The sequence below is a fragment of the Staphylococcus auricularis genome, from assembly GCF_051172115.1.
Lineage (GTDB): Bacteria > Bacillota > Bacilli > Staphylococcales > Staphylococcaceae > Staphylococcus > Staphylococcus auricularis_A.
Genome location: NZ_JBPIZN010000001.1, coordinates 795600 through 819400 on the forward strand (window position 1 = coordinate 795600; position 23801 = coordinate 819400).

Consider the following 23801-nt stretch of genomic DNA (forward strand, 5'->3'; position numbering starts at 1 on the left):
ATTTTACTTTTTCGACCGCTTTTTCGAATAATATTTTTGTGCCTCTTGTATTTCATCTTTAATCTCTGACATTTCTTCATCGAGTAGGAAGGCTGCTTCTGCTGCACGTTCTAGTCGATGCTGAATTTCTGGTGGATAGTCTCCATCATATTTATATCTCAAAGTGTGTTCAATGGTTGCCCAGAAATTCATCGCCAGTGTACGAATCTGGATTTCCGCTAAAATTTGCTTATTACCACTTAACGTTTCGATGGGATACGCGATGATTACATGATAAGAACGGTACCCACTTTGTTTTGTATTACTGATATAGTCCCGTTCTTCCACCACTTCGAAGTCTTTACGCTGTCTTAACAGGTTCACGACCACCGCAATGTCGTCTACAAACTGACACATAATACGTAATCCTGCGATGTCATACATTTCTTCATGTAAGCGATCAAAAGAGATGTTACGTTTGTTAGCTTTATCAATAATACTTGTTAACGGTTTAACACGACCTGTAACAAACTCGATCGGTGAAGCATTATCACCGACTTCGTATTGCTTTCTGAGCCCTTTTAATTTAATTTTTAATTCATCTACTGCTTGTTTGTATGGAGCTAAAAACTGATCCCATTGATTCATATTGCCTCACTCCGCTTCAGTCAACTCTCACATCATCATTTTTTATCCGAGTTCAAAAATAGTTTCTACTTCTTGAACGAATTCTTTACCATAATTAGAATTTCCTTCAATATTTTCAAGTATGTAATCCAATTCATTATCGAATTGTTCTAACACTAAGTCATCATTAACTACAATTTGTTTACCTTTATTTTCATGTAGCATGGACCACGTTTCTCTCACAAAGATTAAATAAGAATACGATTGACCATCGTCTAAAATATAGGCAAGACCATAGTTATCGCTATCTACCAACATTTGTCCCGCTTCTGTAAAGCCTTCAGTCGATTTGTCAGTATAGCACAAAATTTGGTTATCTTTAACTTTCATTTCATTCACATATATACGCATACCGAGTTTAATCCTCCTTGTTCCTATTCATTTTAACATAATTTAAGACGACTTCACACGCGCAACCTCCATCATATCGTTTAGTTTAAACTGTCCGTTGCTCCCATGTTGAAAATGTTGAATCACATGCTTAATGGCGCCTTATCTCGTAGGGTGAATTATTTTAAATATACATTGAACTGAGGCATAATAAGGCTTAAGAGGTGATTAGATGTCGACACATAACGAAATCGAATTTAAACAACTGTTAACTCAAGCTCAGTATAACAGTATTTATGACACATACTTCCAATCACAGACACCCTTTGTTCAAACAAACTATTATATAGAAACATCAGATTTTACACTTCGTGAACATCATTCTGCCTTACGCATTCGTGAGCATGATGATCAATATGAAATGACATTGAAAGTACCTGCAGAAGTTGGCTTAACCGAATACAACCATGATGTAGATCTAGTACCTCACATAGATCAAATTATCCAACCAGATGAGTTACCTGATGATATTTTAAACCAACTTAAAACAATGGATGTCGATCTATCAGATTTAACAATACTAGGTTCACTGACGACGGAACGCATGGAACGGAAACTCGGGGATAATTTGTTAGTACTAGATAAAAGTAGCTATTTGGATCGTGTAGACTACGAATTGGAATTCGAAGTTGAGGATCACGATCAAGGGAAACAACGATTCGACGAAATACTTAAAGAATTCGGTATGACACACGAAAAACCGAACAATAAAGTCCAACGCTTTTTCACTCGTAAATCAGAGCTGAACCATAGACATTGACCGGTTATTGTCAAAAGTCAAATTACTTCCAAATGTAAAAATTCATGTTATATTAGTATTATATTATTTAGATATGGTGAAGAAAATGAACCAAACACCTTATGACATCATTGGACCTGACGCACTTTATGATATGATTGATCATTTCTATCGATTAGTAGAACAAGATGATCGACTCAACCATTTATTTCCAGGAGATTTCGAAGAAACAAGTCGTAAACAAAAGCAGTTTTTAACCCAATTTCTTGGAGGGCCCAAGCTATATACTGAAGAACATGGCCACCCGATGTTGAGAAAACGGCATTTAGCGTTCAGAATCACAAACGCCGAGCGTGATGCTTGGTTAGAAAATATGTATATCGCAATTCAAGCAGCACAATTGCCTGCTGGCGTTAGCGATTACTTGTATGAACGATTATGTTTAGTTGCCAATCATATGGTCAATACCGAAATTTAATTGTAGGTGGAATTAACATGACTGAAGAATTAAAAATGATACAAGAAGATAGTCGTGAAGATATAAATCTTTCACCTGTGAATAAAATTGAAATCTATTCCTTTTTCGACCCGTTCAGTAAAGATTGCTTCAAGTTGTCTGCAATCCTTTCAAAATTACGGCTCGAATATCAAAAATACATTCGTGTTAGGCATATACTGAATCCATCATTACGTATATTGACGAAATGTCAGGCACAAAGTACGTCTAATGATGATAATATCGCACTTGCTTATAAAGCTGCTGAATTGCAAGGTAGAATTCGTGCAGAACGTTTCATCCATTTAGTGCAGAATAAAATTATTCCAAACCAAGAAATTATTACGGAAGATGTTGTTTCTGACTGTATTTGCCATGCAGGTTTAGACTATGAAGTGTTTAAAGAAGACCTTCACTGTCAAAAATTACGCGAAAGCCTACAAGTTGATTTACACATCGCACGTGAGATGGATATAAATGAAGCCCCTTCCCTTGTCTTCTTTAATGAAGATGTACAAGAAGAAGGTCTCAAAGTAGAAGGTCTTTATCCATATCACATTTATACTTACATTATTAATGAATTGATGGGCGTGGCGATTGAGAAAAAATTACCACCACCATTAGAAGAATATATTAAACAGCAACAGCTTGTGACGAAGCAAGAATTATTAACGATATATGAATGGCCAGAAAAAGTACTGAATAAAGAACTTAAAAAATTAATGTTTCAACAAAAAATTGAAAAAGAACCTTCCCCAGAAGAACACTTCTGGAGATCAAAAATATAATGAATTTGCTGAGATAAATGTTGAACGAAATAGAAAGAAGCACAGACCATTTGGGTTTGTGCTTCTTTTTATGTCTTTATTATTAAATATGCATTTGTGACACTATATATATGTATATTTGAAGTTTTTATCACTGGTATTTTTGCGGAATCATTATAATAGGTATGGTGTATTAAAATAAGGCATAAAAAAACGCCGTGTTTATTAACACGGCGCTAAACAAAGGGGATGGGAGAAATTTTTCACTTCAAACAAAGGGGTATGTTTGTTATGTGATTAATTTCATGTTCATAATATAACATGCACGAAAGCCCCTATCAATAGAAAAATCTCCACAAATTAAATTTGTCACAAACTCGTCATATTGTAAGCGATTACCTTATTTTTTCGCATTCATGAGTTCTTCGAAGGCATCTAATTTTTGTTCGAAAACTTTGCAAGCTTGTTCAATAGGTTCAGGTGTTGTCATATCGACACCAGCATTTTTCAAGATTTCAATTGGATAGTTAGAGTTACCTTTTTTTAGGAATTCGTTAATGTAACGTTCAACTGCAGGTTCACCTTCAGTTAAGATTTGGTGACTCAAGCTTTGTGCTGCACTGTAACCTGTCGCATATTGATAAACATAGTAGTTCATGTAGAAGTGAGGAATACGTGACCATTCTTTACTGATGTGTTCATCAGTTTCTACAGTATCACCAAAGTATTCACGGTTTAATTTCGCATATTCTTCGTTCATACGATTTGGTGTTAGTGGTTCTCCTGCTTCTTCGATTTGGTGGATTTTATGTTCAAACTCTGCGAACATTGTTTGACGGAATAACGTCGCTCTGAAGCGTTCTAATTCTTGGTTTAATAATAATAAGCGATGATCATCATCTAAATGTTTATCCATGTAATCGCTGAGTAATGCTTCGTTACATGTTGAAGCAACTTCTGCGACAAAGATAGTGTAATCACTTAAGTTAGAAGGTTGGTTTTGTCTACTGAAGTAACTGTGTACAGAGTGACCAAATTCATGCACTAACGTGAATAAATCTGACACTGTATCTGACCAGTTTAATAAGATGAATGGATTAGTGAGATGGGCACCTGAAGAGTAACCACCTGAACGTTTACCTTTATTTTCATAAACGTCAACCCAGCCATTATTTAAACCTTCTTTAACGACATTCATGTATGTTTCACCCATTGGTTTTAATGCTTCTAACATCCATGATTTTGCTTCTTCATATGGCATATCAAATTTCACATCTTTAACTAACGGTGTATACATGTCATACATTTTCATGTCGTCGATGCCGAGTAATGATTTACGTAGTTTAGTGTAACGGTGTAATAAAGGTAAGTATTCATGAATGGTTTTAACTAAGTTATCATGTACTTTTTCTGGAATGAAGTTACTGCTTAACGCTGCTTCACGTGCAGATTGATATTGGTGTGAACGTGCGTTAAATACATTTTTCTTCACTTCCCCAGCAAGTGTAGCACCTAATGTATTATTGTATGCGCCATATGCTTCGTAGAGGTTATTATATGCTGAGCGACGTAATTCACGGTCGTCAGATTCTAATAATTTCACAAAAGTACCTTGCGTTAATGGATGTTTGTTGCCTTCACTATCCACGGCATCTTCAAATTCTAAGTCTGCATTACTAAACATGCCATAAACATTGTCTGGTGTTGATAATGCATCTTGTGCTTCTGTTAATAATTTTTCTTTATCAGCGCTCAATACGTGTCGACGGTTTTCATTGATTAGTTTTAAGTCAAATTCATAACGTTTTAAGTCATCGTTTTGTTCAACATATGATTTGATGGTTGCTTCGTCAATTTGTAAGATTTCTGGTACTAAGAAACTCCATGCAGAACTAAATTTGATAATCAATTGGTGCGCACGGGATTCAAAGCCAGTGTATTTATCATTTGATGTATCTTGGTCTTGTTTTAAGTGTGCGTATACATACACTTTTTCAAGTTTTGTACCGATTTCATCTTCAGTTGAAAGTGCTTGGTATAATGTATCTGCATCATCACCAAGATGGCCTTTGAATTGTTCTTCTACGCCAAGTTGGTCTTCAACTTCTTTAAAAGCCGCTTCCCATGCATCATCGTCTTCAAAGATTGTTGTTAAATCCCACGTATATTCAGGATATTTACGTTCTTGCTCTTCTCTTGATAATTGTTGACTCATAATATGTAAACCTCCTAATGATTATGATTATCCATATTCTCTCATTTTATAGCTTTTTTTGCACGCTATAATATTTCAATTGTTGATAGAGGTGTATATATTGTTTAATGGTGTGCTTAATGAGTTGTTGTTGGTTAAAATTGCTTGCGAAAGCTCTTGGTTTCAGCAATTGAAGAAAGTGATGAATATCAAATTGATCTTTTTCTATCAACAAGATTATTTGTAATTGCCAATAAATAGGATGATCTTGAATGTATAATTGATTTGGTAAAATGAATCCACAGAAGTGACAAACATCTTTCTCTGTAAAACGCAGCTGATATTGAGCACTCAATGTAGGTTGATGAACACTCTGTTGCCGTCTACAACCTTTTAAATAGTGACAGATCTTCTCGTCGCTTAATTTAAGGAGTTTAGCTGTAGGTTTCGTCACGCTTGGTTTAAATAATGTAGTTAAATCAGCAATCCGTCTGCGCGCGTAAAATCGATTGCCACCTAAATGTTGAATGGCCTCATAGATGTATAAACGATGAGCATCACCACACCATGCGTACAATTCACGTGTTTGTGTATCGATACATGCACTTTCGTACTGAGAAAGTTTAATCTCGTGCTTATAATAGACGGGATTCGCAATCACCCACCTTGCCTCGAAACCTGCTTCTATGAGTCCTTGTGTACGTTGTTGTAACACTTTGACAGGTATGTTGGAAAACTGGATTTCCAGTACATATTGATCATCAATAATCAAATCAGGATACTGATTAACCTCAGAGATATGAGGTTCTATTTTGACTTTATAGCCGGCTGCCTTCAACTGTTGTGCCAGCATATATTTTGCATCATAGTGTGCCATGTTCTCACCATATGAACAAGATCCATCATCATGTGTCATATGTGCGAAGTGAGGTCTGGTTTTCATTCCTTGCTTTAAAATGAGTGGCCGTTCGCAATGAGGACAAAAGTAATCCCCTCTTTTAACTGCATCTCCCGCCCATACATATTGTTGATTAACATCTTTCGCAAATAACAGCTGTTTCTCCCTCCCACTTAAAGTGCTTTTAAGCCGCTTTACATCTATACACGATTAATGCAAACTTTTTACTTCTCTTTTATGTGAATATTTGATTCAGGGTGTAATCGTGCCATATGATATGAACTTTCTCCAAACGCAAAAAAGCCAATTGAATGTGCTTTCAATCGGCTTTCTAAAAAGAATAATTTAATTTTTATCTCCATGACAATCTTAATCCAATCATACGAATCTCCTATTTATGCTTCTGTATCTGGAAAGTAACGACGTACTTGCGCTGTTACATTGTGGCTCATGATGATTTTACCGTAATCATTTAAGTAGAGCTCTGAACGGTCAGAAGGTGAAGCAAATTCAAGCAACTGACTATAGTAATCATTGATTTCATCTTGTGTAACGTTGTGATCGAAATATGTCGCATAATAAAATTCGTTATCGAGAGTGAACAATAAATCTTCAAATTCATCTATAGCTTGATTGTTATGGTAAGCATAGTCAATGACTTCTTCAAGATCATTGAATTTTACGAGCGTCATATGCACATCTTCTTGTTCTGTCTCTTTAGATGCTTCTGCCGCTGCTTGTTGTTGTTTACGTTGCTCAAATAGGTCTTCTAAGCTATCATGTTGATCGATTGTATTGGATAATAAGTCACTGATTTGTGTGTCAAATTGACTTTCAGATTCTTCGTCAGTCATATTGTTAAAGTCGTCATTTTTAGATTTAGAAATTGTTACTTCCACACCTTTTTCAAAAGCGTGTACTTGTATCCATAATGGACCTTCGACACCGAAATCTTCTTCTTCGTTAATTTCTTCCATCATATTCCAAAAGAATTCTTCTCCACGTTTACGATTTGACCATAAGTCTTCACGTTTAAATCCTCTGGCTTCTATATCATTATACGTTATAAAAAGTTTCACTGTTGTGTCGTCAACTCGTTCTATTCTCATATCATCTCACTCCTTACAGTCGATGAATAGTATCCATATTGTATTAGAACGCAGTAAAAATTACAATCCATTTGTTTAAATATGTTTGATAAGCTTTGTTGAATACCTATAATAACATATACCCTCTATGTGAGCTAGAAAACAGCACAAGCCCACCCTTTATAAGCCTTGTGTTTTGAAATCATCCTATCTTGTAAGATATAGTAAAAACCATAAAGCAATCAATATGTATATCAATTACTTTATGGTTATCAATTAAATGTATGTTTTTGATTAATCTACCATACGTTGCGCTTCTTGTAATTGGAACGTACGAACTTTTCTTGGTAAGAAACGTCTGATTTCATCTTCGTTATATCCAACTTGTAGACGTTTTTCATCTAAAATGATTGGACGTCTTAATAAACCAGGATTATCTTGAATGATTGAATATAAATCTTGAAGTGGCAATGCATCGATATCTACGTTTAATTTTTGATATGTTTTAGAACGTGTTGAAATGATTTCGTCCGTTCCATCTTCTGTCATTTTTAAAATTTGTTTGATTTCGTCTACAGTCAAGTGTTCAGAAAAAATGTTTCGCTCCGTATACGGAATGTCATGTTCTTGTAACCATGCTTTCGCTTTACGGCAAGATGTGCAACTTGGTGAAGTAAATAATGTTACCATACATCTCACTCTCCTATTATATGAATAATATTCATTGTTCACATTATTTTTATGATTAAGAAATATTGTGTAATCTGTTGAGTTTCTCAACCTTATGTCTACATTATACCCATTTAACATTAAAATTAAATGAAAATTTCTTAATTTTTTAGAATACTTTTTCAATGGGCTCGAAGTCCGTATTCATAATGTGAGATAAAGTTACATTTTTTATTATAACACATGTCACAAATGAATGAAATAGTGTTATAATAGTTAAAAATAGAACATCTTATTTAGAAAGTAGGCAACTATTATGGAAACATTATTTTCAGGTATCCAACCTAGCGGTATTCCGACTCTCGGAAATTACATCGGAGCATTAAAACAATTCAGTGAAGTACAAGACGATTACGATTGTTACTTCTGTATTGTTGACCAACATGCGATCACAGCTCCACAAGATCGCGTGAAATTACGTGAACAAATCAGACAATTAGCAGCGATTTATCTCGCTTCAGGGATTGATCCAGAGAAATCTACCCTCTTTATTCAATCCGAAGTTCCCGCACACGTACAGGCAGGTTGGATGTTGACTACAATTTCTACCATAGGTGAACTAGAACGTATGACTCAGTTCAAAGACAAAGCCCAGAAACAAACAGAAGGTATTCCAGCTGGTTTACTTACGTATCCACCACTTATGGCTTCAGATATTGTGTTGTACGATACAAACATCGTGCCAGTAGGTGAAGACCAAAAACAACATATCGAGCTTACGCGTAATCTTGTTGAACGCTTTAATTCACGTTACGATGACATTCTTGTTAAACCAGAAATTCGTATGCCTAAAGTAGGCGGACGTGTTATGAGCCTTCAAGATCCTACAAGTAAGATGAGTAAGAGTGATAACAATCACAAAAACTACATCTCATTACTCGAAGATCCTGCAGCAGCGGCTAAGAAAATTAAAAGTGCTGTCACTGATTCAGATGGTGAAGTGAAATATGACGTCGAAAATAAACCTGGCGTTTCAAACTTACTCTCTATCTACTCTAGCTTAACTGATGAATCAGTAAGTGACTTAGAAGCGAAATACAAAGACTCTAATTATGGTGAGTTTAAAAATGACTTAGCAGAAGTCGTTAAATCATTCTTAACAGACTTCCAAGAACGCTATGAAAACTACTACAACTCAGACAAATTAGATGAAATCTTAGACTTAGGTCGCGATAAAGCACAACAAACATCAGAAAGAACATTACAAAAAATGGAAGATGCGATGGGATTAGGTCGTAAAAGAAACTAATTTCATCTCAATTGAGATATGAGTAACCATCACTGTATCTCTCATTTTTCCAACACAAATTACCTCCAATTGGTATCATGTCAATTGGAGGTTTTGTTTTGTCGTTTATACAAAAAGAGAAGCTGGGACAACTTAATGTCCCAGCTTTCTTAGGTGAGAGAATAGATAGACCATCGTCATCTACACTCTCTCCTATTTGAATTAGTGAACTTATCTCACGATACTTATTTCTCGTCTTTCTTTTTACCTGTTTCACGATCGATAGACTTGTCGATATAAGTATGTTTATACGATACATCCCCACCTACTTTGTGGAATTGTATATTTTTGATTTGAGGATTCAATAATTTTGTACCACCTGTTTGATAAATTGGTGCAATAGCTGCATCATTTAACATGAGCTCTTCTGCATCTTTCAACGCACGGTCACGTTCTTCAAGTCTTGTTAATAACTTACCGTTCGCATCTTTTATCAACTGGTCATACTCTTTATTCTTCCAGTGAGACGTATTTTGTGGGTTTTCACTTGTCATTGTTTCTAAGAATGTCAGTGGGTCCGCGTAGTCAGGTCCCCATCCAGCCATAGCCGCTTCGTACTTACCTTGAGCCATAGCACTGATTCTTTGTTTACCAGGCATCGTTTTGATCTTCATATGCAATCCTGGTAAGTTTCCTTCTAGTTGACTCTTCAGATATTCGGCATCAATTTTAGAGTCTGGCGTATCATTGGTAATAAATGTGAAAGAAATTTCATCCTGACCGAGTTCTTTTTTCGCTTTTTCTAGATGTTTTTTCGCCTCTTCAGGATTATATTGTAACGGTGAGTTCACACCATCAGCAAAATCTTCTCCATTTGGCGATTTGAATGTTTCTCTAGGTACAAATTGGTTTAAAGGTCTTGAACCATTGTTTAAAACCTCTTTCACATATTCTTCTTTATTAATCGATTTCGCAATCGCTAATCTCAAATCTTTATTCTTGAATACCGGTACGTCCTCATTCATGCTGACATACCATGTAGATGCGATTAACTGTTTGAAAACAGCTGGGTCTCCTTCGTATTTATCAACCTGTTCTGAAGAAATACCTGTATCATCGACAGAGTTCGTTTCATATAACGAAGCACCGGCTTGTTGGTCTTTGATGACTTTGTAATTAATTCTTTCTAGTTTAACCACGTCTTTATCCCAGTATTGATCGTTTTTAACGATTTCTACTTTATCGTCTGGTGCCCAGTTTTTAATTTTAAATGGACCGTTATAAACTGTTTTTTCTTCAGTCGTACCATATTGTTCACCATATTTTTTAACCGCATTCTGGTTCACAGGCATAAATGTACCAAAGGCAAGTAATTCATTAATATACGGTAATGGTTTCGTTAATTCGATTTGTAACTTGTATTTATCTAAGGCTTTAACACCTAATTCCTCTGGTTTTTTCTGACCTTGATTGATTTCAGCTGCATTTTTCAAATCAAACATGATAAATGCATATTCTGAAGCCGTTTCTGGTGCAACAACACGACGCCAAGAGTAGACGAAGTCGTCAGCTGTGATTGGCTCTCCATTAGACCATTTCGCATCTTCACGTAGATCAATTGTTAATGTCTTACCACCGTTTGATTTCTTCGGCATGGATTTCGCTACGCCTGGAATCGCTTGGTCTTCAGCATCTAAAACATACAAGCCTTCATAAACTTGGTTCATAATTTGGAAAGTTAAGCTATCTGTTGCTTGTGATGCATCTAATGTTGTCATATCTCCTGATAACGCTTTACGATAGACTTGACCTTCGTCATCGTAGATACTGCCTGCATTCGCGCCGCATGCAGTCGTTACCAACACAGATGCGAGTAAGACACCGGCTAATTTTAAACGCTTTAATTTCATAATAATCCCCCTTCCTCTTTAATTTACAACCGTTGTATCTACGGTTCTGAGTTGTTTTGCTTCTTCATCCGTTACGAATACATAATGTCCTGGTCTGACCTCTTGCAAGGATCTACTGTCATTTAACGCATCATCGTGTTTGTACTCGATACGTTTTCTCGTTCTTTCACTTTCTGGATCGGGTTGAGGAACAGCAGAAAGTAAAGACTTCGTATAATCGTGTAATGGATGATTGTATATTTCTTCAGCAGTTCCAAGTTCGACGATTTTACCACGGTTCATTACGGCAATACGGTCTGAAATGTATTTAACCATTGATAAATCATGGGCAATAAACAGGAAGGTGATGCCGCGTTCTCGCTGTAACTTAAGCAATAAGTTGACCACTTGCGCTTGAATAGATACGTCGAGTGCCGATATCGGTTCATCTGCAATAATAAATTCTGGTTCAACTGCTAAAGCACGCGCGATTCCGATACGTTGACGTTGTCCACCTGAAAATTGGTGCGGATACGCATTAAAACGTTTTTCCGCATTCGGTAAACCGACTAAATTCAGGATCTCAAGCGCACGTTTTTTCGCATCTTGCTTACTGTAATTACGGTGTTTAATGAGCGGTTCCATAACTTGTTCCCCTATTTTCATCGTAGGGTTGAGAGAAGTCATCGGGTCTTGGAAAATCATAGATATTTCTTTACCCCGTAACTGCGTGAGTTCTTTTTCAGATTTAGTAGCTAAATCTTCCCCTAAAAAGAGAATCTCACCTTTCTTAATTCTACCTTCGTCTTTTTGGAACAGTTTGGTAATTGCTTTAGTCGTTACAGATTTACCAGAACCGGATTCCCCTACAATCGCTAAGGTTTCACCTTTGTTTAAGTAAAAGTCTACGCCGCGTACTGCTTGCACTTCACCTGCGTGAATATCAAAAGAAACATGTAAATCTCTCACTTCTAATATACGTTCTGTCATTTCCATTCACCCCTTTGTTATTTACGCATTTTCGGATCGAATGCGTCTCGTAAACCATCACTAAATAAATAGAAGAATAAGATTAATAAACTCAAAATAGTAGCTGGTATAAATAATTCATGTGGGTGAATTAATAACATTTGTCGACCATCGTTTACGAGTGAACCAAGCGATGTTCTTGGTGCAGGTACCCCGATACCAATGAAGCTTAAGAACGCTTCGAAGAATATTGCTCTTGGTACAGTAAACATTGATGTTACGACAATTGGACCTAAAGCATTCGGTAAAATATGTTTAAAGATTTGTTTTAATTTTGATGTTCCGAGTGTACGAGAAGCGAGTACAAATTCTTGGTTTTTCAACTTCAAGAACTCACCACGCACGATACGGCTCATACCAATCCATCCTGTAATAGACAGTGATAAGATAATCGTCCAGATTGATGGTTCGAAAATGATTACAAATAAGATAACAATAATCAAGTTTGGTATAGAGGCGATAATTTCAATAAAACGCTGCATGAAGTTATCTATTCGGCCCCCGAAGAATCCGGAGACGGCCCCATATACAACCCCTATAAAAATATCTAGTAAAGCTGCGATAATACCAATGAATAATGAAATTTGAGCACCCTGCCATGTTCTAGCCCATAAATCACGGCCTAGCTGATCGGTACCGAACCAGTAATTTTCTTTAGCGCCAGCTTCTTTATAAGCATCGACATCACCGTCGTGACCATTAAACGGAAGGAATGGCACTTTATCTAACACTGGTATTTTAGCTGGTAAGTTACGGTGTTCGATGTTTTGCTCATCATAGGTATGACTGCTAATTAATGGACCTACGAGTGCGAGTACAATAATTAATATAAGACCGATTAAACCAACAATTGCTAATTTATTCTGCTTTAACTGAATCCAAGCATCTTGCCAGAAGCTCTTACTCTCTCTTTGTAACTCCGGTTCGACCTCGATATCATAGTTACTTTGCACAAAATCAGCGTCAGTGATGGTATCCGCAGTGTGTGTCATCACGGCATTTGAGGGTTCGATGTCTTTGTTCAAATGTTTGTTAGTCATTAATTTTTACCCCCTTGAACACGAATTCTTGGGTCGATAAGACCATATAAAATATCCACGATGAAAATTGAAACGATAAATAATGTACTGAATAGCAATGTTGTTGCCATGATCACAGAGAAGTCATTCGTTTGAATCGATCTTACGAATTGGTCCCCGAGTCCAGGTACACCAAAGATATTTTCAATGGTTAACGTCCCTGTTAAAATTCCTGCTAACATCGGTACAATAATCGTAATGACTGGAATGAGCGCGTTACGTAAAGCGTGACCAAATAACACGCGTAACGTCGAGTTCCCTTTAGCTCTCGCAAGTAAAATATAGTCAGAACTCAACACTTCAATCATTTCCGCTCGAATATATCGAGTTACAGTCGCTAATACACCGGCTGATAAAGCAAGTGACGGTAATATGGCTGTAGATAGGCCTTCCCATCCTGCAACTGGAACCCATTGGAGTTTAACTGCAAATACATATTGTAATAACACCGCTAATACGAATGATGGTACTGATACAGCAACTACAGAAATCACTGTCGCTGTGTAGTCAACCTATGTATTTTGTTTCGTAGCAGCAGCTACACCGAGAATCACGCCGAGTATAACCCCGATAATCATCGCTGTAATACCCATTTCAATAGACGGTATTAAACGTGGACCAATCAAATCCCACACAGGCTGGTTGTTGTATTGGAAAGAGTTCCCAAAGTCACCGGTAACGACGTTCTTTATGTAATTGACGTATTGTACAATGACAGGATCGTTGAGCCCATATTTTTCATTTAAGATTTCAGTTTGTTGTGGCGTTAACTTTTCATCATTAAATGGTGAACCAGGCATGAGTTTCATGAGAAAGAATGTGATCGTCATGATGATTAACAGTGAAACTACCATGTATCCCAATCGTTTTAAAACATATCTAAGCATATTTCATCCCCCTTTTTTTTCAAAATTAACATTCTCTTTAAAATTTTCAGAAATATTTAATAATATTATAGCGGCACGGATTTCGATAATCAATATTGACTTTTTACTATTTTTGTAGTAATGAGGTGAACAACTGTATTTTTGGCATGGTTCATTATAGAAATTACACAAATCGCCCTTTTTGCGGTAAAATAAATCTAATGATTAGGGAGGTATCCTATGCAAAAAACCATCAATTGGATCATTCCAATCTTATTCACACCATTGCTTAGCCTGATCATTTGGCTAATGACTGATGCATTATTTATCAATATCGCGTTTTATGTTTCAATCATCTTATTTATCATTTCTTTTATCTTAATTATTATTCAAGATGGTGTGTTAGATGCGACAAGTTACGGCTTTAGACGCATTCGCTATCAACTCTCTAGCAAAAAACGTAGAACTGAAATTGAAAAAGATTCATTTTTCAATCCAAAAGAGGCTAAAAAGGCGCATTACCACGTCTATCCCATCTTTAAGACAGCGGCCATATGCAATGTCTGTTACTTAATCTTGAACCTGATTATCGCCTTAACATTGTAAATATTATGTGAATATAGTTGGTTACATAAACACAAAAAATCCCGTCTACCTTTACATAAGGTAAACGGGATTGTTCTTTTTTTAAACCCTCACAACTTGTGCTAACTTAGAGAATTATTCAGTTTTCTTCTTACCTGTTTCACGGTCGATAGACTTATCGATATAGACATTTTTAAGTATCAAGTTACCACCAATTTTGTGATATTTTAAACCTTTCACTTGTGGATTCGTTAAGTGCGTTTGGCCTTGTTGGAAGATCGGTGCAACGGCTGCATCGTCTAACATAATCTCTTCCGCTTCTTTTAATGCTGCATCTCGTGCATCTAGATCTGTGAGCAATTTACCGTTCGCATCTTTAACCAATTGATCATATTTTTTGTTGCTCCACTTACCGTAGTTTTGCGGATTATCTGAAGTCATGATTTCAAGGAAAGTTAATGGGTCAGCGTAATCCGGGCCCCAACCTGTCATACCGACTTCAAAATCACCAGTAAGCATCGCATTGATACGTTGTTTACCTGGCATCGTTTTAATTTTCATCGTCACACCAGGCAAGTTATTTTCTATTTGACTCTTCAAGTATTCTGCAGATACTTTATCATCAGGTGTTTCATTTGTTGTAAATGTGAACGTAATTTCATCTTTACCTAATTCTTTTTTCGCTTTTTCTAGATTTTTCTTAGCTGCTTTAGGATCATGTTGTAAATTAGATTCGATACCGTCTGTATAGTCTGAATCATCTGGAGATTTAAACGTTTCTTTTGAAGTGAATTGATCCATGGTCTTAGAACCATTATTTAACACTTCTTTAGAATACTGCTCTTTATCAATCGCTTGTGCCAAAGCGAGTCTAAATGATTTGTTTTTAAACTCTGGTTTTTCTTGGTTGAGTGTTAAGAACCATGTTGATGCAAGTAATTGTTTATCTAACGCTGGGCTATCTTTATATTTATCAACTTGTTCAGACGAAATGCCTGTGTCATCAATAGAACCTGTATCGAATAACGACGCACCTGCTTGTTGGTCTTTGATGATTTTATAGTTCACTCGTGTTAATTTTACTGCATCACTGTCCCAGTACTTGTCGTTTTTAACCATTTCAATTTTATCTTCTGGTGCCCAGTTTGTTGCTTTGAACGCACCGTTATAAATGACTTTATCGGCTGTGGTACCGTATTGTTCACCATATTTCTTGATGGCCTTTTGATTGACTGGTAAATATGTACCAAAGGCAAGTAGCTCATTGATATAAGGCAAGGGTTTCGTTAACTCGACTTGTAGTTTGTATTTGCCTAATGCTTTCACGCCGAGTGTTTCAGGTTTCTTCTTACCTTGGTTAATCGCTTCTGCGTTTTTTAAATCATACATGATATAGGCATATTCAGAGGCTGTGTCTGGATTAACGACTCTACGCCATGAATAAACGAAATCGTCTGCTGTAACTGGATCCCCATTCGACCATTTCGCATCTTTACGCAGATCAATCGTCAACGTTTTGCCGTCGTCACTTTTCTTAGGCATCCCTTTCGCTACACCTGGTTCAGCTTCGTCTTCTTCATTGAGCACGTATAAACCTTCAAACACTTGGTCCATGATTTCAAACGAGATGTTATCTGTCGCTAGTGCCGCATCAAAGGTTGTCATGTCTTGTGATAAGGCCTTACGGAACACTTGTCCTTTGTCATCATAGATGCTTTCTGCATTCGCACCACATGCTGTTGTGAGTAATACAGCAACCATTAAGATCGCTATGAGTTTAAACTGTTTAAATTTCATCGTCATCCCCCTTTCCCGTTAACTTAATACTTTGCTTTCTTCGTTTTTGAGTTGTTCCGCTTCTTCATCCGTTACAAATACATAATGTCCTGACGAAACCTCTTGTAGCGATCTATCTTTATTTTTCGTTTCGTCCTCTACATAAGTGATGCGTTTTCTTTTTTTCTCACTTTCCGGATCCGGTTGAGGTACTGCTGATAATAAAGATTTCGTATAATCATGTAATGGATGATTATAAATTTCATCTGCAGAACCAAGTTCCACGATTTTACCTTGGTTCATAACGGCAATACGGTCTGAGATGTATTTCACCATCGATAAATCATGGGCGATAAATAAAAATGTGATGTTATGTTCTTTTTGTAGTTTGAACAATAGATTCACGACTTGGGCTTGAATCGATACATCGAGTGCTGAGATAGGTTCATCAGCTATAATAAATTCTGGTTCAACTGCTAATGCACGTGCAATTCCAATACGTTGGCGTTGACCACCTGAAAATTCGTGCGGGTAACGGTTCGCATGTTCTTTGCTTAACCCTACTGTTTCTAACAAGTCATAAACCCGCTTCTTACGATCCTTTTTATTAGCCGCTAAATGGTGAATATCAATTCCCTCTGCTACAATATCCATCACTTTCAAACGAGGATTGAGTGAGGCGTACGGATCCTGAAAGATCATTTGAATTTTCTTGTTGAATTGAAGTGAGTCTTTACGATTTTTTATTTGTTGTATGTTGACCCCTTCGTATAATACTTCTCCCCCAGTAATGTCGTTTAGTTTCACAATAGCCTTACCTGTCGTTGATTTTCCACAACCTGACTCTCCGACTAAGCCGAGTGTTTCGCCTTTGTACACATTAAATGAGATGTTATCAATGGCGCGAACTTCGTTGTGTTTTCCTTCGTTAAAATATTGCTTTAAATGCTTCACTTGTAGTAAAACGTCATTATTTGTCATCGAACGTCACCCTCTCTACTTTAATCGGTTGATCGTAGTTATTTGGCATAGGTCTTAACCGTTTCTGTACCATTTGAGGCAACTTCACTTTAGGTGCTCGTTCGTCTAGTAACCATGATTTCACATAGTGAGTCGGAGAGACTCTAAACCATGGTGGCTCAACTTTGAAGTCTACATCTAAAGCATATTGACTTCGTTCTGCAAACGCATCACCTTTAGGCGGGTTCAACAAATCAGGCGGTGTACCAGGGATTGCGAGTAATTCTGTATTGATATCGGTTTCCATATCTGGCATTGATGATAATAATCCCCAAGTATAAGGGTGTTTTGGATCATAGAAGATTTCATCGACATCTCCTGATTCAATCATCTGACCCCCATACATTACTGCGACTTTATCTGCGACATTCGCAACCACCCCTAAATCATGAGTGATGAAAATGATGGATGTATCAATCTGTCCTTGCAATTCTTTCATCAAGTCTAGAATTTGCGCCTGCATTGTGACATCGAGTGCTGTCGTCGGTTCATCAGCAATTAAGATCTTCGGCTCACAAGCGAGTGCAGTTGCGATGACAATACGTTGACGTTGTCCTCCTGAAAATTGATGCGGATAGGCATTGAATCGTTCTTCTGCATGAGGTAAACCAACTAAATTCAAGATTTCTAATGCACGTTTTTTGGCATCTTTTTTACTGTAATTTCGGTGTTTGATCAAGGGTTCCATGACTTGCTTACCGATTTTCATTGTCGGATTGAGCGACGTCATCGGATCTTGGAAGATCATTGAAATCTCTTTACCACGTAATTGATTTAATTCTCGTTCAGACTTATCTGCTAAGTCTTCTCCCATAAACAAGATTTCGCCCTTTTTAATTCTACCTTCATCTTTTTGGAATAACTTAGTGATCGCTTTCGTTGTGACTGATTTTCCTGAACCAGATTCACCCACAATCGCTAAGGTTTCACCTTTGTTTAAGAAAAAATCTACACCTCGCACTGCTTGGACTTCACCAGCATGAATATCAAAGGAGACATGTAGATCTTTGACTTCTAATATACGTTCTGTCATTTCCTTTCACCCCTTTGTTATTTACGCATTTTCGGATCGAATGCATCTCGTAAGCCATCGCTAAATAGATAGAAAAATAGAATGAGTAAGCTTAAGATGGCTGCTGGTATAAACAATTCATGTGGATGAATGAGTAACATTTGTCTGCCATCGTTCACTAAAGAACCCAGTGATGTTCTAGGTGCTGGTACCCCGATACCGATGAAGCTTAAGAATGCCTCGAAGAATATCGCATTCGGTACGGTAAACATTGACGTAACCACGATAGGTCCTAGCGCATTCGGTAAAATGTGTTTGAAAATTTGTTTCATGTTAGATGTACCAAGTGTACGTGATGCGAGTACGAATTCTTGATTTTTTAATTTTAAGAATTCTCCTCGTACAACACGGCTCATACCGATCCAGCCTGTAATAGACATCGCTAAAATAATGGTCCAAATAGAGGGTTCAAAAATGAGTACAAATAAAATAACAATAATCAAATTCGGTATTGAAGCGATGATTTCAATGATACGCTGCATGATATCATCGAGCCGACCCCCGAAGAATCCAGAAATCGCACCATAGACGACTCCGATAAAAATATCGAGTAACGCTGCAATGACACCAATGAAGAGTGAAACTTGCGCGCCTTGCCAAGTTCTAGACCATAAATCACGGCCGAGTTGGTCTGTCCCAAACCAATAATTTTCTTTAGCTCCAGCCGCTTCATATGCGCCCCCTTCTGTACCTTCTCCGTTAAATGGCAAGAATGGTACTTTGTCTAAGACCGGTACTTTTGCTGGTAAGTTACGATGTTCAATATTTTGTTCTTCGTAAGTATGATTACTCAATAACGGACCCACTAAAGCTAAGATGATGATTAATACTAAACCGATCAGTCCTACAATGGCTAATTTATTTTGTTTCAGTTGTAACCAAGCGTCTTGCCAGAAACTCTTACTTTCACGTTGCATTTCTGGTTCCTTTTCAATATCATAGTCACTTCGCACAAAATCTGATTCAGTTAATGTTTCAGCCGTATGTGTCATGACTGCATTGGAGGGCTCCATTTCGTCGTTAAATTTATCTTTTGTCATTATTTTTTACCCCCTTGCAATCGAATTCTTGGATCAATCACACCGTATAAAATATCCACGATAAAAATAGATACGATAAAGAGTGTGCTGAAGAGTAGTGTCGTAGCCATGATGACTGGGAAATCATTCGTTTGTATAGATCTTACGAATTGATCCCCTAAACCAGGTACACCGAAAATATTTTCAATGGTTAATGTCCCTGTTAAAATGCTTGCGAGCATCGGTACGATGATTGTAATAACCGGTATCAATGCGTTACGTAATGCATGACCGAATAATACGCGCATTGTAGAGTTCCCTTTTGCTCTAGCGAGTAGTATGTAGTCAGAGCTGAGCACTTCTATCATTTCAGCACGAATATAACGTGCAACTGTGGCTAAGACGACCGCAGAAAGTGCCAGTGACGGTAGAATAGCCGTTGAAAAACCTTCCCATCCTGCGACAGGTACCCATTCTAATTTAACTGCGAACACATATTGGAGTAACACAGCTAACACGAATGATGGTACTGAAACAGCAATAACAGAAATCACTGTGGCTGAATAATCTACCCATGTATTTTGTTTGGTTGCTGCTGCCACGCCGAGAATAAGTCCTAATATCACGCCGATAACCATCGCAGCGATTCCCATTTCGATCGATGGTATTAATCTCGGACTGATGAGATCCCAAACAGGTTGGTTATTATATTGGAATGAGTTCCCAAAGTCCCCAGTCACGATATTCTTGACGTAATTCACATATTGAATAATGACTGGATCATTCAATCCATACTTTTCATTCACGATTGCTTTTTGATCTGGTGTTAACTTTTCATCGTTAAACGGTGAACCAGGCATCAATTTCATGAGAAAAAAAGTAATGGTCATGATGATAAATAGAGAAACCACCATATAACCTATACGTTTTAAAACATATCTAAGCATATATCCATCCCCCTTTTCACAATAAACATTCCTTTTAAAATATTCAGAAATATTTAATAATATTATACCTATTGAAAATCAGATAATCAATATTGACTTTTTTATTCTTTTGTAGTATCTAAAAATTTTATTTAAGTTTATTGATTAAGCTGAAACTACATTATTATAAATAAGTAAGGTAGATATAATAATATTTATTATATTGAGTGTATGTTTAAAAATTGTAAGGGTTTATCTGTTTATGTGCAATAACGGATGATTTTTTGAATATTCCTGCCAAAAGTATACTTAATTAGAGAAAAAGGGGAAATTCTTTCTTTACATTTTTATTTCAAAACATGTAAGTTCTCACTTAAATGATCACTTTCACTTTTTTCTAAAATCAAATATGATATCTATTCTTATAAATATTTAACCTAATGACGTGGGTTTTAAATAACAAAAGATACTTAAAATACATAGATTTTCACAAAAAATACCCCACTGCTGTCAGAGTAAATCTCTCACAACAGTGGGGATATTTGATTAATTTATATTAAAGTACATGCTTTGAATTCACATGACAACATGTCTTATTTTAAAAAACATAGCAATTAGTCTTCGTATTTTTTAAGTACCAATACGGCATTGTGACCACCAAAGCCAAGACTGTTACTCATCGCATAAGTAATATCTAAATCTTGGGCTTCATTTGGCACGATATCTAAATCACATTCAGGATCTTGATGATCTGCATGAATGGTTGGGGCGACTTTACTATCTCTAATAGAAAGTGCTGAGAAGATGGCTTCTAGACCACCTGTACCACCGAGTAAGTGACCTGTCATAGATTTTGTAGAACTTACTTTAAGTGATTGGGCCGCTGAGCCAAATGTATGTTTGATTGCTTGAACTTCGGTTAAGTCACCGACTGGCGTACTTGTACCGTGGGCGTTTAAGTATTGCACGTCTTCTGCAGTAATGCCAGCATCATCTAAAGCAGCTTGCATTGCACGTGCACCGCCTTCACCTTCTGACGCTGGAGCAGTGATATGATAAGCATCACCTGTTGAACCATAACCAACAAGTTCAGCATAAATGGTTGCACCACGTTTTTTAGCAGATTCAAGTGATTCAATGACTACGATACCGGCACCTTCACCCATGATGAAACCGTCACGTCCTTCTGAGAATGGACGGCATGCAGTTTCTTTGTCTTCATTTGTTGATAAAGCACGGCTCGCACTGAATCCTGCTATTGCCATATGTGTGATTGGTGCTTCTGTACCACCAGTAATCATCGCATCTGCATCACCGCGTTGAACGATTTTGAATGCTTCACCGATTGAGTTTGTACCTGTAGCACAGGCTGTAACTGTCGCACCGTTAGGACCTTTAGCACCTAAATCGATAGAGACTTGTCCTGTAGCCATATCTGGAATTAACATCGGTACGAAGAACGGACTCACACGACGTGGACCACGTTTTAATAATTGGTTGTGGGCATATTCAAATGTTTCCATGCCTCCGATACCTGAACCAATCCACACTCCGACACGGTCAGCTGTGTCTTCATTGATGTCTAATTTCGCATCTTCAACTGCTTGTCTTGCCGCAACAACTGCGTATTGAGTGAAACGGTCCATACGACGAGCTTCTTTTTTATCAATATAATCTTCTACATTAAAGTCTTTCAATTCACCTGCTAAGTGAACATTGAAATCATCTGTACTTACACGTGTGATGGTGTCGATCCCATTCACACCTTTTAATGCACTTTCCCATGTTGTGTGTGCGTCGTTACCAATTGGAGATAACGCGCCGACACCTGTGATTACAACACGCTGTTCTTTGCTCATGTCTTATCCTCCTATTTTCCCCATCTCAATGTTACGGCGCCCCAAGTTAGGCCACCACCAAAACCTACTAATACGAGTGTATCATCGTCTTTGATTTTACCGTTTTCGAGTTCTTGAGCAATACTTAACGGAATTGATGCCGCTGATGTATTACCATAGCGGTTCACTGACACACTCATTTTTTCTTCAGGTAAGCCAATGCGTTGGCGCGCAGATTCCATGATACGAATATTCGCTTGGTGAGGAATAAACATATCGATGTCATCTGGTGAGATATTTGCTTTATCGATCGCTTTAGATGAAGCTTCGTTCATAATGCGCACTGCGAATTTGAACACTTCCCGACCGTTCATAAATATTTTACCGTTTTCTGGATTTAGATATAAATGTTTACCGCCGCTGCCATCTGAGCCGAGTTCATAACTTAAAATACCGCGACCTTCTGATACTTCACCAAGTATGGCTGCACCTGCACCATCACCAAAGAGGACTGCAGTTGAGCGATCAGAAAGATCTGTGATTTTAGATAGTTTATCAGCTCCGACTACAAGTATATTGTGATAATCGCCTGATTGAATAAATTGTTTTGCGTTGATCAATGAATACATAAAGCCACTGCAAGCTGCAAGCTGATCCATTGAAGCTACTTTATCAATGCCTAATTTGTGTTGCAACATATTTGCTACAGTTGGGAACGCATAATCCCCTGTAGAAGTCGCAACGAGAATCATATCAATATCAGTTGCTTCAATGCCTGCGTCTTCAATTGCTTTCAAACTTGCTTTATAAGCCATGTCAGAAGTATCTTCGTCTTCTGCTGCCCAACGTCTTTCTTTAATACCGGTCATTTTAGAAATCCATTCATCTGATGTATCTAAGAATGATTCAAAGTAGGCGTTATCCACTACTCTTTCAGGTGCATATACGCCAAATCCTTTTATACCTATATTCACGGGTCGTACACCTTCTTAATTTAATATTTATTATTTAATACCAGGTATTAATTTAACATAAAAATTCTTTATAATACAAGAACTATCCCCCTTATAATGATAGGTTAACGCAAATGTTTCCAAATCTTTAGAGTCTCTTCTAACACTTTTCCCCCCACGATCACGGGAAGAGGTGCAATTCATATACATAATAATAAATGAGAAGGCACAAATTTGTTAAATTCCAACGGCTTGCGCACCTTGCTATTTAGCGTTCAGACTTTTATAATAATACTATATAGTATAAAAATTGGAGGCATATCCCTATGAAATACATCATGGTATTTGTTTGGGCTGTCCTTTTACTTGAAATGGTTGGTTTTGTTCTCAACAGTCTTAACGGTGGCGGTCCACTTAACCTAGTTGTGCCCGTAGTTATGGCAGTTGTTTTCACAATCTTTGTTGGATTATTCGATCTAGCCATTAAAGCTAAATCTGGCTCATATAACAAATAACGAATTTGACGAAAAAAGTAAGCACTTTAACGATGGATC

General features: G+C 37.2%; 22 protein-coding genes and 2 pseudogenes. 6 read left to right on the plus strand and 18 right to left on the minus strand.

What is annotated here, in order from left to right:
- Window positions 1-3: 3 nt before the first annotated feature.
- Together yjbM and ACSBRB_RS03840 are read right to left on the minus strand one after the other, a co-directional pair.
- A complete protein-coding gene (yjbM, locus tag ACSBRB_RS03835; protein ID WP_059106476.1) occupies window positions 4-627 on the minus strand; it encodes a GTP diphosphokinase in 624 nt (207 codons plus the stop codon).
- 42 nt (window positions 628-669) lie between these two features.
- Entirely contained in the window at window positions 670-1017 is a 348-nt protein-coding gene (locus tag ACSBRB_RS03840; RefSeq protein WP_059106475.1) for a UPF0738 family protein, read from the minus strand.
- 211 nt (window positions 1018-1228) lie between these two features.
- Here ACSBRB_RS03840 and ACSBRB_RS03845 point away from each other — a divergent pair, with 211 nt between their 5' ends.
- From ACSBRB_RS03845 to yjbH, 3 genes are all read left to right on the plus strand, one after another.
- A complete protein-coding gene (locus ACSBRB_RS03845; RefSeq protein WP_435031692.1) occupies window positions 1229-1816 on the plus strand; it encodes a CYTH domain-containing protein in 588 nt (195 codons plus the stop codon).
- 85 nt (window positions 1817-1901) lie between these two features.
- Window positions 1902-2273, plus strand: a complete 372-nt coding sequence (locus ACSBRB_RS03850; RefSeq protein ID WP_435031693.1) for a truncated hemoglobin YjbI — start codon at window positions 1902-1904, stop codon at window positions 2271-2273.
- 17 nt (window positions 2274-2290) lie between these two features.
- Window positions 2291-3079 (plus strand): protease adaptor protein YjbH, encoded by a 789-nt coding sequence (yjbH, locus tag ACSBRB_RS03855; protein WP_435031694.1) that lies wholly within the window; start codon window positions 2291-2293, stop codon window positions 3077-3079.
- A gap of 379 nt (window positions 3080-3458) precedes the next feature.
- On the opposite strand, the gene pepF is transcribed toward yjbH, so the two are convergent.
- The 5 genes and pseudogenes from pepF to spxA all read right to left on the minus strand — a co-directional run bounded on the left by pepF (window position 3459) and on the right by spxA (window position 7928).
- Window positions 3459-5273, minus strand: a complete 1815-nt coding sequence (gene pepF, locus ACSBRB_RS03860; RefSeq protein WP_435031695.1) for an oligoendopeptidase F — start codon at window positions 5271-5273, stop codon at window positions 3459-3461.
- Between the two features lie 46 nt (window positions 5274-5319).
- Window positions 5320-6129: a competence protein CoiA family protein gene (locus ACSBRB_RS03865; protein ID WP_488199620.1), complete on the minus strand. Its 810-nt coding sequence runs from the start codon at window positions 6127-6129 to the stop codon at window positions 5320-5322.
- Between the two features lie 36 nt (window positions 6130-6165).
- Window positions 6166-6354, minus strand: a pseudogene (locus tag ACSBRB_RS10760) (competence protein CoiA family protein); the annotation flags it as partial.
- 191 nt (window positions 6355-6545) lie between these two features.
- Entirely contained in the window at window positions 6546-7259 is a 714-nt protein-coding gene (gene mecA, locus ACSBRB_RS03870; RefSeq protein WP_435031696.1) for an adaptor protein MecA, read from the minus strand.
- A gap of 273 nt (window positions 7260-7532) precedes the next feature.
- The gene (gene spxA / locus ACSBRB_RS03875) at window positions 7533-7928 is read right to left on the minus strand and encodes a transcriptional regulator SpxA (RefSeq protein WP_059106468.1); all 396 of its coding nucleotides are present in this window, start codon (window positions 7926-7928) and stop codon (window positions 7533-7535) included.
- Between the two features lie 295 nt (window positions 7929-8223).
- Between spxA and trpS the strand changes: the two genes are divergently transcribed.
- Window positions 8224-9216 carry a tryptophan--tRNA ligase gene (trpS, locus tag ACSBRB_RS03880; protein WP_278926399.1) on the plus strand — a complete coding sequence of 331 codons (993 nt, stop codon included), beginning with the start codon at window positions 8224-8226 and terminating at the stop codon, window positions 9214-9216.
- Between the two features lie 224 nt (window positions 9217-9440).
- Here trpS and ACSBRB_RS03885 read toward each other — a convergent pair whose 3' ends face one another.
- The 4 genes and pseudogenes from ACSBRB_RS03885 to opp3b (ACSBRB_RS03900) all read right to left on the minus strand — a co-directional run bounded on the left by ACSBRB_RS03885 (window position 9441) and on the right by opp3b (ACSBRB_RS03900) (window position 14079).
- Complete coding sequence (locus ACSBRB_RS03885) at window positions 9441-11105, minus strand: peptide ABC transporter substrate-binding protein (RefSeq protein ID WP_435031697.1); 1665 nt, start codon at window positions 11103-11105, stop codon at window positions 9441-9443.
- An 18-nt stretch (window positions 11106-11123) separates the two neighbouring features.
- Window positions 11124-12074: an ABC transporter ATP-binding protein gene (locus ACSBRB_RS03890; protein WP_435031698.1), complete on the minus strand. Its 951-nt coding sequence runs from the start codon at window positions 12072-12074 to the stop codon at window positions 11124-11126.
- 17 nt (window positions 12075-12091) lie between these two features.
- Window positions 12092-13153: an oligopeptide ABC transporter permease gene (gene opp3C, locus ACSBRB_RS03895; protein WP_435031699.1), complete on the minus strand. Its 1062-nt coding sequence runs from the start codon at window positions 13151-13153 to the stop codon at window positions 12092-12094.
- Window positions 13153-14079 (minus strand): annotated as a pseudogene (gene opp3b / locus ACSBRB_RS03900) (oligopeptide ABC transporter permease). The gene opp3C (ACSBRB_RS03895) and the pseudogene opp3b (ACSBRB_RS03900) overlap by 1 nt, the downstream one beginning before the upstream one ends.
- A gap of 219 nt (window positions 14080-14298) precedes the next feature.
- On the opposite strand from opp3b (ACSBRB_RS03900), the gene ACSBRB_RS03905 reads away from it, so the two are divergent.
- On the plus strand, window positions 14299-14664 hold the full coding sequence (locus tag ACSBRB_RS03905) for a DUF3899 domain-containing protein (RefSeq protein WP_435031700.1): 366 nt from the start codon (window positions 14299-14301) through the stop codon (window positions 14662-14664).
- Window positions 14665-14778: 114 nt separating this feature from the next.
- Here the strand turns inward: ACSBRB_RS03905 and ACSBRB_RS03910 are convergent, their stop codons facing one another.
- The 7 genes from ACSBRB_RS03910 to ACSBRB_RS03940 all read right to left on the minus strand — a co-directional run bounded on the left by ACSBRB_RS03910 (window position 14779) and on the right by ACSBRB_RS03940 (window position 23268).
- A complete protein-coding gene (locus tag ACSBRB_RS03910; protein ID WP_435031701.1) occupies window positions 14779-16440 on the minus strand; it encodes a peptide ABC transporter substrate-binding protein in 1662 nt (553 codons plus the stop codon).
- A gap of 18 nt (window positions 16441-16458) precedes the next feature.
- Window positions 16459-17400 carry an ABC transporter ATP-binding protein gene (locus ACSBRB_RS03915; protein ID WP_435031702.1) on the minus strand — a complete coding sequence of 314 codons (942 nt, stop codon included), beginning with the start codon at window positions 17398-17400 and terminating at the stop codon, window positions 16459-16461.
- Window positions 17390-18472, minus strand: a complete 1083-nt coding sequence (locus ACSBRB_RS03920) for an ABC transporter ATP-binding protein (RefSeq protein WP_435031703.1) — start codon at window positions 18470-18472, stop codon at window positions 17390-17392. Before ACSBRB_RS03920 ends, ACSBRB_RS03915 begins: the two co-directional genes overlap by 11 nt.
- A 17-nt stretch (window positions 18473-18489) precedes the next feature.
- A complete protein-coding gene (gene opp3C, locus ACSBRB_RS03925; protein WP_435031704.1) occupies window positions 18490-19551 on the minus strand; it encodes an oligopeptide ABC transporter permease in 1062 nt (353 codons plus the stop codon).
- The gene (gene opp3b / locus ACSBRB_RS03930) at window positions 19551-20477 is read right to left on the minus strand and encodes an oligopeptide ABC transporter permease (RefSeq protein ID WP_107392498.1); all 927 of its coding nucleotides are present in this window, start codon (window positions 20475-20477) and stop codon (window positions 19551-19553) included. The genes opp3C (ACSBRB_RS03925) and opp3b (ACSBRB_RS03930) overlap by 1 nt, the downstream gene beginning before the upstream one ends.
- Before the next feature lie 593 nt (window positions 20478-21070).
- On the minus strand, window positions 21071-22315 hold the full coding sequence (gene fabF, locus ACSBRB_RS03935; protein ID WP_435031705.1) for a beta-ketoacyl-ACP synthase II: 1245 nt from the start codon (window positions 22313-22315) through the stop codon (window positions 21071-21073).
- Window positions 22316-22326: 11 nt separating this feature from the next.
- Window positions 22327-23268, minus strand: coding sequence for a beta-ketoacyl-ACP synthase III (locus ACSBRB_RS03940; RefSeq protein WP_435031706.1), 942 nt, complete (start codon window positions 23266-23268; stop codon window positions 22327-22329).
- A gap of 305 nt (window positions 23269-23573) precedes the next feature.
- On the opposite strand from ACSBRB_RS03940, the gene ACSBRB_RS03945 reads away from it, so the two are divergent.
- Window positions 23574-23762 carry a DUF2929 family protein gene (locus ACSBRB_RS03945; protein ID WP_059106455.1) on the plus strand — a complete coding sequence of 63 codons (189 nt, stop codon included), beginning with the start codon at window positions 23574-23576 and terminating at the stop codon, window positions 23760-23762.
- Window positions 23763-23801: the final 39 nt, after the last annotated feature.

Excerpts from the sequence above, each read along its gene's own strand:
- yjbM (WP_059106476.1), bottom strand. The coding sequence starts at position 627 with ATGAATCAATGGGATCAGTTTTTAGCTCCATACAAACAAGCAGTAGAT.
- ACSBRB_RS03840 (WP_059106475.1), bottom strand. The coding sequence starts at position 1,017 with ATGCGTATATATGTGAATGAAATGAAAGTTAAAGATAACCAAATTTTG.
- ACSBRB_RS03845 (WP_435031692.1), top strand. The coding sequence starts at position 1,229 with ATGTCGACACATAACGAAATCGAATTTAAACAACTGTTAACTCAAGCT.
- ACSBRB_RS03850 (WP_435031693.1), top strand. The coding sequence starts at position 1,902 with ATGAACCAAACACCTTATGACATCATTGGACCTGACGCACTTTATGAT.
- yjbH (WP_435031694.1), top strand. The coding sequence starts at position 2,291 with ATGACTGAAGAATTAAAAATGATACAAGAAGATAGTCGTGAAGATATA.
- pepF (WP_435031695.1), bottom strand. The coding sequence starts at position 5,273 with ATGAGTCAACAATTATCAAGAGAAGAGCAAGAACGTAAATATCCTGAA.
- ACSBRB_RS03865 (WP_488199620.1), bottom strand. The coding sequence starts at position 6,129 with ATGGCACACTATGATGCAAAATATATGCTGGCACAACAGTTGAAGGCA.
- mecA (WP_435031696.1), bottom strand. The coding sequence starts at position 7,259 with ATGAGAATAGAACGAGTTGACGACACAACAGTGAAACTTTTTATAACG.
- spxA (WP_059106468.1), bottom strand. The coding sequence starts at position 7,928 with ATGGTAACATTATTTACTTCACCAAGTTGCACATCTTGCCGTAAAGCG.
- trpS (WP_278926399.1), top strand. The coding sequence starts at position 8,224 with ATGGAAACATTATTTTCAGGTATCCAACCTAGCGGTATTCCGACTCTC.
- ACSBRB_RS03885 (WP_435031697.1), bottom strand. The coding sequence starts at position 11,105 with ATGAAATTAAAGCGTTTAAAATTAGCCGGTGTCTTACTCGCATCTGTG.
- ACSBRB_RS03890 (WP_435031698.1), bottom strand. The coding sequence starts at position 12,074 with ATGACAGAACGTATATTAGAAGTGAGAGATTTACATGTTTCTTTTGAT.
- opp3C (WP_435031699.1), bottom strand. The coding sequence starts at position 13,153 with ATGACTAACAAACATTTGAACAAAGACATCGAACCCTCAAATGCCGTG.
- ACSBRB_RS03905 (WP_435031700.1), top strand. The coding sequence starts at position 14,299 with ATGCAAAAAACCATCAATTGGATCATTCCAATCTTATTCACACCATTG.
- ACSBRB_RS03910 (WP_435031701.1), bottom strand. The coding sequence starts at position 16,440 with ATGAAATTTAAACAGTTTAAACTCATAGCGATCTTAATGGTTGCTGTA.
- ACSBRB_RS03915 (WP_435031702.1), bottom strand. The coding sequence starts at position 17,400 with ATGACAAATAATGACGTTTTACTACAAGTGAAGCATTTAAAGCAATAT.
- ACSBRB_RS03920 (WP_435031703.1), bottom strand. The coding sequence starts at position 18,472 with ATGACAGAACGTATATTAGAAGTCAAAGATCTACATGTCTCCTTTGAT.
- opp3C (WP_435031704.1), bottom strand. The coding sequence starts at position 19,551 with ATGACAAAAGATAAATTTAACGACGAAATGGAGCCCTCCAATGCAGTC.
- opp3b (WP_107392498.1), bottom strand. The coding sequence starts at position 20,477 with ATGCTTAGATATGTTTTAAAACGTATAGGTTATATGGTGGTTTCTCTA.
- fabF (WP_435031705.1), bottom strand. The coding sequence starts at position 22,315 with ATGAGCAAAGAACAGCGTGTTGTAATCACAGGTGTCGGCGCGTTATCT.
- ACSBRB_RS03945 (WP_059106455.1), top strand. The coding sequence starts at position 23,574 with ATGAAATACATCATGGTATTTGTTTGGGCTGTCCTTTTACTTGAAATG.